Annotated in this window: 3 protein-coding genes and 4 pseudogenes; all 7 read left to right on the forward strand. The window is 73.0% G+C overall.

The annotated features are described in order from the left end of the window. Positions 1–3: 3 nt before the first annotated feature. Positions 4–6,045 (forward strand): annotated as a pseudogene (locus tag OHA64_RS44705) (amino acid adenylation domain-containing protein); the annotation flags it as partial. A 129-nt stretch (positions 6,046–6,174) separates the two neighbouring features. Beyond that, positions 6,175–6,273: pseudogene (locus OHA64_RS44710) on the forward strand (phosphopantetheine-binding protein); the annotation flags it as partial. Positions 6,274–6,495: 222 nt separating this feature from the next. Beyond that, positions 6,496–7,818, forward strand: a pseudogene (locus OHA64_RS44715) (condensation domain-containing protein); the annotation flags it as partial. A gap of 51 nt (positions 7,819–7,869) precedes the next feature. Beyond that, positions 7,870–12,114, forward strand: coding sequence for an amino acid adenylation domain-containing protein (locus OHA64_RS44720; protein ID WP_405622957.1), 4,245 nt, complete (start codon positions 7,870–7,872; stop codon positions 12,112–12,114). Between the two features lie 52 nt (positions 12,115–12,166). Beyond that, entirely contained in the window at positions 12,167–12,379 is a 213-nt protein-coding gene (locus OHA64_RS44725; protein ID WP_405622958.1) for an MbtH family protein, read from the forward strand. A gap of 34 nt (positions 12,380–12,413) precedes the next feature. Further along, positions 12,414–13,640 (forward strand): cytochrome P450, encoded by a 1,227-nt coding sequence (locus OHA64_RS44730; protein WP_405622960.1) that lies wholly within the window; start codon positions 12,414–12,416, stop codon positions 13,638–13,640. A 247-nt stretch (positions 13,641–13,887) separates the two neighbouring features. Continuing rightward, a pseudogene (locus OHA64_RS44735) lies at positions 13,888–14,097 on the forward strand (hypothetical protein); the annotation flags it as partial. Positions 14,098–14,205 lie beyond the last annotated feature (108 nt).

Below are 14,205 nucleotides of genomic sequence, written 5' to 3' on the forward strand. Positions count from 1 at the left end.
ACGGTGACTCGGTCCGGTATCGCCGACATCCTGCCCCTGTCGCCGTTGCAGGAAGGCCTGCTCTTCCATGCCCTCTACGACGACGAACACGCCCCCGACGTCTACGCCGCCCAGCAGATCCTGGAGCTGACCGGCCCGGTCGACCCCGCCGCCGTACGCGCCGCCGGGCAGGCCCTGCTCGACCGGCACCCCAATCTGCGCGCCTGCTTCCGCCGCCGGGAATCCGGGCCGCCCGTGCAGATCGTGCCGACGGACGTCGAACTGCCCTGGACAGAAGCCGACTTGGCGGAACTCGGGGAGGTCGAACGGGACAAGGAGTGGCAGCGGCTGCTCGACGAGGAGCGCACCCGCCGCTTCGACCTCACCAGGCCGCCCCTCCTCAGGTATCTGCTGGTCCGCTGGTCCTCGGATTGCCACCGGCTGGTCGTCACCAACCACCACATCCTGCTGGACGGCTGGTCGAAGCAGCTGCTGGTACGGGAGTTCGGCGCCCTGTACGCGGGCGAGCACCCCACCGCCCTGCCGCCGGCGCCCGCCTACCGCGACTACCTCGCCTGGCTGACACGCCAGGACCGCACCGCCGCCAAGAACGCCTGGCGGGACGCCCTGTCCGAGATGGACGAGCCGAGCCTCCTCACAGGCACAGGCACAGGCACAGGCACAGGCACAGGCACAGCGGCCTCGGGCGTCGGCGTCGGCGTCGGCGCCACGACCGTCCTGCCCGAGGAACTCGTCGTCGAGCTCTCTGAGGAGCTGACCTCGGCCGCCGACACGACGGCCCGCTCCCTCGGCGTCACCCTCAACACGCTCGTGCAGGGCGCGTGGGGCATGCTGCTGGGCCGCCTTACCGGCCGCACCGACATCGTGTTCGGGCAGACCGTCACCGTCCGTCCGCCCGAGCTGCCGAACGTCGCATCGATGGTCGGCTTCTGCATCAACACCGTGCCCACCCGGGTGCGTTGGGACGAGGACGGGACCCTCGCGGACCTTCTCACCGGACTCCAGGACCGTCAGGCCGCCCTGCTTCCCCACCAGCATCTGGGCCTCGCCGACATCCGCCGCGCGGCGGGCACCGGCACCGGCGGCGACCTCTTCGACACCCTGCTCGCTTTCGAGAACCACCCGGTCCAGAGCGGCCCCGGAGCGTCCAGGGTCAGCCAGCTCTCCGGCCGAGACGCCACCCATTACCCCCTCACCCTCGCCGTGCTGCCCGCCCGCCGTCTCGCCCTGCGCCTCTCCTACCGGCCCGACCTGCACGACGAGACAGGCGCCCGGACCCTCCTGGACCGGTTCGCCGCCACCCTGGAAGCCATAGTCGCCGACCCACGCCGACGCGCCGCCCGCGAGGTGGAAGTACTCCTGCCAGGGGAGCGGGAACGCCTGCTGGGCGAGGCACCCACCCGGACCACTCGGACCACCCGGACCACTGGCACGGGTCGCGCCGGGGAGATCGTCCCGGCCACCCTGCCCGAGCTGTTCGCCCGTCAGGCGTCCCGCACTCCCGACGCGACCGCCGTCGTGCACGACGACACCCGCCTCACCTACGCCGAACTCGACGCCAGGGCCGACCGCCTGGCCCGGGTGCTCGCGGCTCGAGGCGCCGGGCCCGAACGGCTGGTGGCGCTCGCGCTGCCTCGCTCGCCCGAACTGGTGGTGGCCGTGCTCGCGGTGCTCAAGTGCGGTGCCGCGTACGTGCCGATGGACCCCGCGTACCCGGCGGAGCGGCTGGCCTTCATGCTGGGCGACTCCGCCCCGGTGCTCCTGGTGACGACCGGCGAGGTGTCCGTCGGCCTGCCCGCCTCCGACGTACCCGTACTGGCGCTGGACGAGCCGCTCCCCGAGCCGCCCGGCGGCCCCCTCGCCCCGCACCTGACCGGCGATCACATCGCCTACGTCATCTATACCTCCGGCTCCACCGGCCGCCCCAAGGGCGTTGCCGTACCGCACCGCAACGTCGTCCGGCTCTTCGAGTCCACCCGGCACTGGTTCGACTTCGGTCCGGACGACGTGTGGACGCTGTTCCACTCCTACGCCTTCGACTTCTCGGTCTGGGAGCTGTGGGGAGCGCTACTGCACGGCGGCACTCTCGTCGTCGTACCGTTCGAGGTCAGCCGTGAACCGGCCCAATTCCTGCGGCTGTTGGCACGCGAGCGGGTCACCGTGCTGAACCAGACGCCGTCGGCGTTCGGCGAGCTGCTCCGCGCGGACGCCGAACTCCCGGACGTGGCACACGATCTGACGCTCCGGTATGTCGTCTTCGGCGGTGAGGCCCTCGACGTCGCGCACGTCGCCGAGTGGTACACACGGCACCCGCAGGACGCTCCCGCCCTGGTGAACATGTACGGGATCACCGAGACGACCGTCCACGTCACGGGTCTGCCGCTGACCCCGCGTGCGGCGAACGGGATCGGTGCGACCATCCCCGACCTGCGCGCCCACGTCCTGGACGACGGCCTGCGGCTCGTGCCCTCGGGCGTCACCGGTGAGCTGTACGTCGCCGGGGCGGGCCTGGCGCGCGGCTATCTGGGGCGACCGGGCCTGACGTCGGGACGGTTCCTGGCGGACCCCTTCGGCCCGCCCGGCGACCGGATGTACCGCACGGGCGACTTGGTGCGCCGGACGTCCGACGGAGAGCTGGAGTACGTCGGCCGGGCCGACGACCAGGTCAAGATCCGGGGCTTCCGGGTCGAGCTCGGCGAGATCGAGGCCGCGCTCGCCACCCACCCGGAGGTGGACCGGGCCGTGGTCCTGGTGCGGGACCGCCGCCCGGTCGGGTACGTCGTTCCCGCCGACCCCCGGCACACCCCCGACCCGACGTCCGTACGGCAGCACGCGGCCCGTACGCTCCCGGACCACATGGCACCCTCGGCCGTCGTGGTCCTGGACCGGCTGCCGCTGACCGCCAACGGCAAACTCGACCGCGCCGCCCTGCCGGCGCCCGCCGCCGCGACCGGTACGTCGCCAGGGCGTGCGCCGCGCACCCCGCAGGAGGAGATCATGTGCGGCCTGTTCGCGGACGTTCTCGGCCTCGACGCGCACCGGGTGGGCGGGGACGACGCCTTCTTCGAGCTCGGAGGCGACTCGCTGCTCGCCATGCGCCTGGCCGACCGGATCAGGGCCGCGCTCGGCACCGCGCTGCCCGTCCGGGCCGTCTTCGAGGCCCAGACCCCGGCCGGACTCGCGGCCCGGGCGAGCGAGACGGAGCACCAGTCGCGCCCCGAACTCACCCGCCAGGACCGGCGTCCCGACCCGCTCCCGCTGTCGTACGCACAGCAGCGCCTGTGGTTCATGAGCCGACTCGACGGCGGCAACACCACCTACACCGTCCCCTGGGCCCTGCGCCTCACCGGCCCCCTCGACACGCCCGCCCTGACGGCCGCCCTCGCCGACGTCGTCGCTCGGCACGAGCCGCTGCGCACCCTCTACCCGGACCTCCAGGGCACCCCGTACCAGCGCGTCCTCGACGCGGACGCCGCCCGCCCGCATGTCACGGTCGTCCCGGCCACCGAAGCGGACCTGCCCGCCCTGCTCACCGCCGCCGCGGGCCACCGCTTCGACCTCGCCACCGACCTGCCGCTGCGCGCCACCCTGTACGAACTCGGGGCCGACACCCACGTCCTGCTGCTGCTCGCCCACCACATCGCAGTCGACGGCTGGTCCATGGCCCCGCTGACGCGTGACCTGGAGACCGCGTACGCGGCCCGCTCGGCAGGGCGTGCCCCCGAGTGGCGTCCGCTGCCCGTCGCCTACGCCGACTTCGCATGCTGGCAGCGAGCCCTGCTCGGACCGGAGGACTCAAGCGACAGCCTGCTGACACGTCAGACAACGTTCTGGAAGGAGGCGTTGAACGGATCCCCCGAGGAACTGCCCCTCCCGTCCGACCGTCCGCGGCCCGCCGAACCCAGCGGCCGAGGCGACCGGGCCGCCGTCGCCCTCGACGCGGAGCTGCACACCGCGCTCGCCGGCCTGGCAGCGTCCTCACGCGTCACCCTCTTCATGGTGCTCCAGGCCGGACTGGCCGCCCTGCTGACCCGCCTCGGCTGCGGCACCGACATCCCCGTCGGCACCCCGGTCGCCGGACGGACCGACGGCAGGCTCGACGACGTCGTCGGGTTCTTCGTCAACAGCCTCACCCTGCGCACCGACACCTCGGGCAACCCCACCTTCCGGGAACTCCTGCACCGCGTCCGGGACGTCGACCTGGCCGCCTACGCCCACCAGGACGTGCCCTTCGACCTCCTGGTGGACGCCCTCAGCCCGGAACGCACCCTCGCCCGCCACCCCCTCTTCCAGGTCATGCTCGCCTTCACCGGCCACACCACCGAGCCGACCCTGTCCCTGCCCGGCCTGCGTGTCGACCGCGAACCCGTGGAGACCGGGGCCGCCCGCTTCGAACTCTCCCTGTACCTGACGGAGCACCGCACCGCCGACGGCTCCGCGGCCGGCATCGACGGCGTCGCCGAGTACAGCACCGACCTGTTCGACCCCGACACCGCCGAGCGCCTCACCCGACGCCTCGCCCGTTTCCTCGCCGCCGTCGTCACCGACCCGGACCGGCCCATCGGTGACATCGACCTCCTCGACGGCGACGAACAGCGGCAACTGGAGGACTGGAACGGCACCCAGGCCGACGTACCCGCCGCCTCCCTGGCCGAACTGTTCCGCGCCCAGGCCCGCAAGACCCCCGACGCACCAGCCCTCAACGAACTCTCGTACGACGAACTGGACGCGTACGCCGAGGAGTTGGCCCGCGTGCTGGCCGGGAAGGGAGTTCGTCCCGGCGATGTGGTGGCGTTGCTGATGCCGCGTTCCGTGGACCGGATCATCGCGGTCCTGGCGGTCGCGCTGGCCGGTGCGGCCTTCCTGCCGGTGGACCCCGGGTTGCCCCGCGAGCGCGTCGACCTCGTCCTGGGCGACGCCCAACCGGCATACGTGATCACGGACGTGACGGTGGCGGGCGACCCCGGAGAGCTGCCGACGACGTACCACCCGCGGCACGCCGCGTACGTCATCCACACCTCGGGCTCCACGGGCGTGCCGAAGGGTGTCGTCGTCGAGAACCGTGGGCTCGCCGCGCTCGCCCGCACCCAGATCGAGCGCTTCGGCCTCGGACCGGGCTCCCGGGTGCTGCAGTTCTCCGCGCCGGGATTCGACGCGTCGGTGATGGAGCTGCTGATGGCGTTCGCCTCGGGCGGGACGCTGGTGGTGCCGACGGCCGACGGACCGCTGGTCGGCGAGACCCTGGAGCGGGCGCTCAGCGACGGGGCGATCACCCACGCCCTCGTCCCGCCCGCCGCCCTCGCCACGCTGCCCACCGGCGACCATCCCGAACTGCGGACGCTGATCGTGGGGGCGGAGGCCTGTTCCGGCGAGCTGGTGGCCCGCTGGGCCCCCGGCAGGCTGATGGCCAACGCCTACGGGCCGACCGAGTCGACGGTGTGCGCCACGATCAGCGTGCCGCTCTCCGGAGACCGGCCCCCGCCCGTCGGACGCCCGGTCGCCGACACCCGGACCCATGTCCTGGACGACTGGCTTCGGCCCGTCCCGCCCGGTGTGGTGGGCGAGTTGTACCTGGCCGGGGCGGGCGTGGCGCGCGGCTATCTCGGACGGCCGGGGCTCTCGGCCGGAAGGTTCGTCGCCGATCCGTTCGGCGGACCCGGTGAACGCATGTACCGCACGGGCGACTTGGTGCGCTGGACGGCCGACGGCGAGCTGCAGTACGTCGGCCGGGCGGACGACCAGCTGAAGATCCGCGGCTTCCGTGTCGAACCCGGCGAGATCGAGGCCGTACTGGTCCGGCACCCGCACATCGCCCGGGCCGCGGTGGTGGCCCGGGAGGACGAGCCGGGGGAGCGGCGCCTCGTCGCGTATGTCGTGCCCGAGGCATCCGTCGGATCGGGGACGTCCCTGGGGTCCGGGACTTCCGTGGGCTCAGGGAATTCCTTCGTCCCCGACCCGGCGGAGCTGCGCCGGTACGCGGAGCGGACCCTGCCCGACTACATGGTGCCGTCGGCCGTCGTCGTCCTCGACACCCTGCCGCTGACCCCGCACGGGAAACTCGACCGCAAGGCCCTGCCCGCCCCCACACCGACCGCGACCCCGGGCGGCCGGGAGCCGGCCACCCCTGCCGAACAGGTCCTCGCCGACCTGTTCCGAGACCTCCTCAAACTGACCGACGTACCGCTCGACCAGGGTTTCTTCGCCCTCGGCGGGGACAGCATCGCGTCCATCCGCCTGGTGAGCCGGGCAGCGGAGGCCGGGGTCGTGATCAGTCCTCGGGATGTGTTCGAACACCAGACGGTGGCCGGCCTCGCGGGCGTCGCGCGCGGTCCGGTGGGCGCGGGCAGTCCCGGCGACGACGGAGTCGGCCCGGTGCCGCTGGTCCCTGTGATGCGGTGGCTGCTGGAACGCGGCGGACCGATCGACCAACTCAGCCAGTCCGTCCTGCTGACCGTCCCGGCGGGCGCCGGACTGCCGCGCCTGACCGAGGCCCTGCAAGCGGTGCTCGACCACCACGCGGTGCTCCGCGCCCGGCTCACGCCCGCCGGCGACCTCGACGTCCGCCCGGCCGGCCGCGTCCGCGCCGCCGACCTCCTCGACCGCTACGACGTCACCGGGGCCGACGACCTGCGCGCGACCGTGGCCGAGGAGTTCGACCGGGTCCGCGGGCTACTCGACCCGGCCGCCGGGGCGGTGCTGCGGGCCGTGTGGTTCGACGCCGGGCCCGACCGCGCCGGCCGTCTCCTGCTGGTCGTCCACCACCTGGCCGTGGACGGTGTGTCCTGGCGGATCCTGGTGCCCGACCTGGAGGCGGCGTGGACGGCCGTCACTCAGGGTCGGGCACCCAAGCTTCCGCCGGTCGGCACATCGTTCCGGCGCTGGTCCGGACTGCTTGCGGAGGAGGCCCTACGGCCCGCACGCATCGCCGAGGGCGAGCTGTGGCGCCGTATCCTCGCCGCCCCGCGCACACCCCTGGGCGCCCGGCCGCTCGACCCCGCGCGGGACACCGCCGCCACCACCCGTTCGCTCCGCCTCACCCTGCCGCCCGAGGTGACCGGGCCGCTGCTCACCACCGTCCCGTCCGCCTTCGACACCGGCACCCACGGCGTGCTGCTCACCGGCCTCGCCCTCGCCGTCGCCGACCGGCAGGGCGACCCGCACGTCCTCGTGGACGTCGAGGGACACGGCCGGGAGGAATTGGCGCCCGGCGTCGACCTGTCCCGCACCGTCGGCTGGTTCACCTCGCTCTACCCCGTCCACCTCGACCTCGACGGCCTGGACCTCGCCGACGCCCGGTCCGCCGGACCCGCCGCCGAGAGCGCGGTCCGGAGGGTCGACGAGCGGCTCCGCCAACTGCCCGACCGCGGACTCGGGTTCGGCCTGCTGCGCTACCTCAACCCCGACACGGCACCGGGACTGGCCGACCCTCCCGCACCCTCGATCGGATTCAACTACCTGGGCAGGTTCACCGCGCCCGCCGACACCGCCGAATGGGGCTTCGCCCCGGAGTCCGCCGCGCTCGGCGGCGGCACCGACCCCGGACTCGCCGCCGCGCACGCCCTCGACCTCAACGCCGTCGTCCACGACTCCGACGACGGCCCCCGACTGGTCGCCGACTGGTCCTGGCCGGACGGGGTGCTGACCGAGGCGGAGGTACGGGCTCTGGGCGAGGCCTGGTTCGCCGCGCTCACCGCACTCGCCGCACGGGCCGTCCACGCGTCGGGGCCGACGGCTCTCGACCTCTCCCAGGACGAACTCGACGAACTCACCGCGGGCCTCGACGAACTCGACGAACTCGGAGCGGGCCTCGACGGCTAGCGCCGCCCGAAGGAGACGGCGACACCTACACACACAGACGGTGAGACGCACATGACGACGCAGCCCGCGCAGGTCGACGTACTTCCCCTGACCCCGCTCCAGGAAGGCCTGCTCTTCCACGCCCTGTACGAGCACGAACGCGACGCCCCCGACGTCTACCTGGTCCAGCTGGTCTTCGACCTCGACGGCACCGTGGACGCGGGCCGGTTGCGCGCCGCCGCCCAGGCCCTGCTGGACCGGCACCCGACCCTCCGGGCGGCCTTCCGGCGCCGGCGCGGCGGCCGGCCCGTGCAGGTCGTACCCCGCCGGGCGGTGCTGCCGTGGCGCGAGACCGACCTGACCGGCCCCGACCCCGAGGCGGCGTGGTCCCGCCTGCTCGACGAGGACCGGGACCGGGGATTCGACCCCGCCACCCCGCCACTGATCCGGTGCACCCTGGCCCGCACCGGCCCGACCCGGCACCGGCTGCTCCTCACCCACCACCACATCCTGCTCGACGGGTGGTCGGTCGCCGTCCTGCTGCGCGAACTCCTCGCCCTGTACGAGTCCGGCGGTGACCCCGCCGCCCTGCCCCCGGCTCCGCCCTACCGCACCTTCCTGGACTGGCTGGGCCGCCGGGACCGTCCCGTCGCCGCGGCCGCCTGGCGGGACGCGCTGGCCGGACTGACCGAACCGACCCGTCTTGCCCCGCACGCCGTCGACGGCCGCGGCTCGGGCGAACTCGCCCAGTCCCGGATCGAGTTGACGACAGAATCCGGCACTGCCCTGACCGCGCTGGCCCGGAGCCTGGGCGTCACCGTCAACACCCTCGTCCAGACCGCCTGGGCGATCCTGCTGAGCCGGACGACGGGACACGACGACGTCGTCTTCGGCGCCACCGTCTCCGGCCGGCCGGCCGAGCTGCCGGGTGTCGAATCGATGGTCGGCCTGTTCATCAACACCATCCCCACCCGTGTCCGACTGCGCCCCGACGAGCCGCTGAGCGGCCTGCTGCGGCGCGTGCAGGAGGGATACGTCCGCCTCCTCGACCACCACCACCTCGGGCTCGCCGACATTCAACGGGCGGCCGGCGTCCCCGAACTCTTCGACACACTGGTCGTGTTCGAGAACTACCCGATGGACGACAGCACGGACGGGAACACGGACGGGAACACGGACGGGAACACGGACGACAGCACGGACAGGAAGACGGAAGGGAAGACGGACGACAGCAGGGACGGGAAGACGGACGACAGCACGGAGGGGAGCGCCTCGGGCCGTGGTGACGGCCTGTGTGTCGTCGGCACGGACGGCCGCGACGCGACCCACTACCCGGTGACCCTGGTCGCGCTTCCGGGCCCCCGGCCGCGCTTCCGGCTCGCCTACCGGCCCGACCTCTTCGACGCCGACTGGGCCGATGCCACGCTGGCCCGTCTCGTACGGCTCCTGGAGTTGATGGCCGTCGACCCGGAACTCCCGCTCGGCCGCCTCGGACTCGCGCCCCGCGACGAACACCGAGCCCTGACGCCCGCCCCCACCCCGGCGCCCGCGACCCGCACGCTCACCGACCTGTGGACGGCCCAGGCCGCGGCCACCGCGGACGCCGAGGCGGTGCTGGACCACGGCGACTCGCTGACGTACCGCGAACTGGACTCCCGAGCCGAGCGGTTGGCCCGTCGCCTCGCCGCCCTCGGGTCCGGCCCCGAACGGATCGTCGGCATCGCGCTGCCCCGCACGGCGGATCTGGTCACCGCCGTCCTCGCCGTTCTGAAGTCCGGCGCGGCCTATCTGCCGCTCGACCCCGCCTATCCGCCCGACCGTCTCGCCCACATCGTGGACGACGCCCGGCCGGTCGTCGTCCTCGCGACCAGCCGGACGGCTGCGGTGTTGCCCTCGGGGACCGCGACGCTGCTTCTTGACGGACCCGTCGAGCAGGTCGATCTGGCTGACCGCCAAGACCCTTTGGCAGGGGGTGACTTGTCTCCCGACAACCTCGCCTGCGTCACCTACACCTCCGGCTCCACCGGTCGGCCCAAGGGAGTGGCGGCCACCCATCGAAGCGTGGCCGAGTTCGTCGCGTGGACGCACACCGCGCTCGGCCCCGAGCGGTTGGCCAAGGTGCTGTTCTCGACCTCGCTCAACTTCGACGTGTCCGTGTTCGAGATCTTCTCGCCGTTGCTGTGCGGTGGCCGGATCGAGATCGTCGACAATCTGCTGGCCCTCACCGCGCAGGGCCGTGAAGGCCGGGACGGCTCGGACCACTGGGACGCGAGCCTGATCAGCGGGGTGCCGTCGGTCATGGCCACGGTCGTCGCCGGCCGCCCGGACGTCTCCGCGCGGGTGGTCGCGCTGGGCGGCGAGCCCGTTCCCGAGCAACTGCTCGCCGACCTCGAAGCGACCTTCCCGGGAGCCCGGATCGTCAACTTCTACGGGCCGACCGAGGCGACCATCTACGCGACCGCCTGGCAGTCCGACCTCGACCCGTATCACAAGGACGGCCCGCCGCCGCTCGGCCGCCCCCTCGCCCGCAACCGCCTCCTTCTCCTCGACCAGGCCCTGCACCCCGTTCCCGCCGGAGTGCAGGGGGAGGTCTATCTGTCCGGCGGCGGCCCCGCGCGCGGCTACCTCGGCCGGCCTGGACTGACGGGGCAACGGTTCGTCGCCGACCCGTTCGGCGAGCCGGGGGAGCGGATGTACCGGACGGGCGACCTGGCGGTCCGCGGCTTCGACGGACAGCTGCGTTTCCTCGGCCGGACCGACCACCAGGTGAAGATCCGCGGCTTCCGAGTCGAACTCGGCGAGATCGAGGCCGTGTTGGCGGACCATCCGGCGGTCTCGAAGGCGGCGGCGGCCGTGCGCGAGGACCCGCGTGGCGAGAAGCAACTCGTCGCCTACGCCGTGCCCGTCGCCGGGGAGGCGACGATCGGCACCGATGTGCTGCGCGCACATCTGGCTCGGGCACTCCCCGCCCACATGGTGCCGCCGGCGGTCCTCGTCCTGGACGCGCTGCCGCTCACCGCCAGCGGCAAACTGGACCGCAAGGCCCTGCCCGCGCCGGGCTCCACGGCCCGTCAGGCACACGGTGCCGCCCCGCGCACGGACACGGAGGAGAAGCTGCGGTCGCTCTTCGCCGAGGTCCTCGGCCTCGATCCCCGCCGCGTCGGTGTCGACGACAGCTTCTTCGACCTCGGCGGGCACTCCCTGCTGGCACCACGACTGACCGCCCGGATCCGAACGGACTTCGACACCCCGCTGCCCGTACGCACGCTCTTCGAGACACCCACGGTGGCGGCGCTCGCGCGGCGACTGGACGTGGACGACAGGACGAACCCTGTCGAGGCCCCGACATCCGGCAGGGCGAACGTCGTCGCGGCCCCGGATTCCTGGACGGCGACCGCCGCCATCGCCTCGGACTCGGGCACGGCGAACGCCCTCGCATCCTCGCTCCCCGACGCCGCCCCATTCTCCGGTCCCGTCCCGCCCTCCGATGCCGCCTCGCCCCCCGGCTCCGCCCCGTCCTCCGGCACGGCCGCACTCGATGTCCTGCTTCCGCTCCGCACCCGAGGCGACCGGGAGCCCCTTTTCTGTTTGCCGCCGGCCTCCGGGCTGGCCTGGGGCTTCGCCGGGCTGACCCGGCACCTCGACGCCGGCAGGCCGCTGTACGGGCTCCAGTCCCGAGGACTGGTCCCGGGGGCCGCACGGTCGGGCAGTCTCGCGGAGGCGGTCGCCGGACACACGGCGCTGATCCGCGAGGTCCAGCCGACGGGCCCGTACCACCTGCTGGGTTACTCGATGGGCGGACTTGTCGCGCACGGGGTCGCCACGACCCTCCAGGCAGCGGGGGAGCGGGTCGCGCTGCTGGCGATGTTCGACTCCTTCCCCGGGGCGTGGACGAGCCAGGGCCCGCGTCGGAGCGACCGGCCGACCGTGCTGCGCAGTCTGCTGTCCATCCTGGGGCGCCCGCTTCCGGCCGAGGAGGAAGAGCTGACGGACGTCCGGTTCGCGGAACTGGTCCGGTGCGTCACCGACCTGCCGGGCAGCCTCGACGATCCCGAACTCGCCGCACTGGTCGAGGTGACGGCGAACAACCGGCGCCTCCTGGAGGAGTTCGCCCCCGCTTCGTACCGCGGTGACCTCCTGTTCTTCACCGCGGCCCAGGATCCGGACGCGCGCCCGGACCGGCACGGCTCCTGGCAGCCGTACGTCGAGGGCCGCGTCCACAACCACGACATCCCGTGCGCCCACGGCGAGATGACCCGGCTCGGCGCGCTGGACCGGATCGGACCCGTGCTCCACCGGCGGCTCCACGGCATCTGACAGCACCCGATACACCGAACCCGACCCGCCGAACCCGACAGGAGCGACTCCCATGACCACCAACCCGTTCGACGACCACAGCCTTGAACACTTCGTGCTGGTGAACGACGAGGGCCAGCACTCGCTGTGGCCCGCCTTCGCCGAGATCCCGGCGGGATGGACGGCAGTCCACGGCCGCGCGAGTCGGCAGGAGTGCCTGGACTACGTCGAGGAGCACTGGACCGACATGCGGCCCAAGAGCCTGATCCGGGCCATGGGCGAGTGACGAGGACCGGAAAGGACGACGGGAGGCTGACGGGATGACCACACGGCGGACGATCGCCCCGGACGAGCTCGCGACCCTGAACCTGGCCGATCCGCGGCTGCACGCGGACAGCGACCTGTCCGCCGTGTGGCGCCACCTGCGGGAGCACGAGCCGGTCCACTGGAACCCGGCCACCGACTCCGCACCCGGCTTCTGGGTGGTGACCCGGCACGCCGACGTCACCTCCGTCTACCGGGACAGCGCACGCTTCACCTCCGAAGGCGGCAACGTCCTGGAGACCCTGCTGGCCGGCGGGGACTCCGCGGCCGGCCGCATGCTCGCGATCACCGACGGTCCACGACACACCGGGCTGCGCCGCATCCTGCTGTCCGCGTTCTCGCCGCGCGCCCTGGAGCCGATCGTCGCAAGTGTGCGGCGCACGGTGGAGCGGCTGCTGCGGGACGCGATCGAGAAGGGCGACTGCGACTTCGCCGCTGACGTGGCGGCGGGCATCCCTCTCGGCGCCATCTGCGATCTGCTCGGCGTGCCCGACAGCGACCGGGCGCACGTGCTGAGCCTGACCTCGTCGGCACTGGGCTCGCACGAGGCGGACAGTACGGCGGCCGACGCATGGATCGCCAAGAGTGAGATCCTGCTCTACTTCGCCGGCCTCGCACGCGACCGGCGCGAGGGCGGCCATGCGGACGTCATCGCGCTGCTGGCCGGAAGCCGGGTGAACGGGCTGCCGCTGGACGACGACGAGATCATGCTCAACTGCTACAGCCTCATCCTCGGCGGCGACGAGACCGCTCGGTTGTCCATGGTCGGCGCCGCCCTCGCGCTCCTCGACCATCCCGATCAATGGCAGGCGCTCAGGCGTGGCGACGCCGGAATCGACACCGCCGTGGAGGAGACGCTCCGCTGGACGACCCCCGCCCTGCACTCGGGACGCACCGCGACCACCGACACCGAGGTGGGCGGGCGGCACATCAGGGCAGGGGACATCGTCACCGTGTGGAACACCTCCGCCAACCACGACGAACGGGTCTTCGACGCCCCCGAGTCGCTACGTCTGGACCGCACCCCGAACAAGCACGTCACCTTCGCCTACGGCCCGCACTTCTGCCTCGGCGCGTACCTGGCCCGGGCCGAGATCGGGGCGGTACTGGCCGGGCTGCGCGACCAGGTGGCACAGATGGAACAGACCGGCCCGGCCCGGCCCGTCTACTCCAACTTCCTCAGCGGGCTCAGCTCCCTGCCGCTGGTGCTGAAGGGCGCGTAGGAAGTCCGGCGGCTCCGCCCGCAGCCTCGCGCCGGGCAACGGTGCGACGTAAGTGGCCGCGCGGACGCCGGCCTGCGGGGACGCCGGCCTGCGGGGACGCCGGCCTGCGAGGGCGCCGTTCCGCGGGGACGCCTCTGCGGGGACGTCGGCCTGCGGGTTCGGCCCGCGTGGTGGAAACGGTGAGCAGACCGATCAGGAATCGAGAAGCGGTGGCCGTCGGCCGCGGCTAGCGTGACCGCCATGGATCTCAGACGTCCGCTGCGACGGGATGCGCTGGATGACGGTCGGCCCCGCCGAGCGAGCCGGCCCGTCCGTCGTCCTGTGTCCGCAGCCGCACGGCGTGCGCGACCGTGCCTTCCGCGATCCCGTCGGCCACCTGATCCGCATCCAGGAGAAGCGCCGAGCGTGCCCCTGGCCGACCGTGCATCAGGTGACCGACAGACGACCGTTGCCGTGACCACACGGGACGAAGTAGAACCAGACGCACTGCCCGAAACGGGTCGGATCGAGCCAGGCGACGCCGACGGAGACCGCGCAGCGGCCCCGCCCGAGAGATTCCGAGAGA

This window comes from Streptomyces sp. NBC_00076 (assembly GCF_045041235.1).
In the GTDB taxonomy this organism is placed as follows: Bacteria; Actinomycetota; Actinomycetes; order Streptomycetales; family Streptomycetaceae; genus Streptomyces.